We start from the raw sequence: 244 nt of genomic DNA on the forward strand, positions 1-244 counted from the left end.
GTCGCCATCGTCGCGAGGACGCTTCGGCGCCACTCGGTCCAGCAACGCCTGTTGTTCCGCCGGAATCTGGTAGTCCCAGCCGAAGCGGCTCAGTTGCAGGCTCTGCGCGATGCGCAGCGCCGGTTCCATGAAGCGGACCGCCGCGGCCGGCTGGTAGCGCGACTCGACCGTATCCAGAAACAGATACAGCCAGCGGCTGAAGTGCTCGGGCTCGACGCCCTCGAGCGGCTGATGCGCCTGCTGC

1 pseudogene is annotated in these 244 nt (G+C 67.6%); it reads right to left on the reverse strand.

Annotation, left to right across the window (positions count from 1 at the left end):
- Positions 1–244 (reverse strand): annotated as a pseudogene (locus SB771_RS36390) (Globin); the annotation flags it as partial.

The sequence above is a fragment of the Burkholderia sp. SIMBA_051 genome (genome assembly GCF_046534915.1).
Classification (GTDB): domain Bacteria; phylum Pseudomonadota; class Gammaproteobacteria; order Burkholderiales; family Burkholderiaceae; genus Burkholderia; species Burkholderia ambifaria.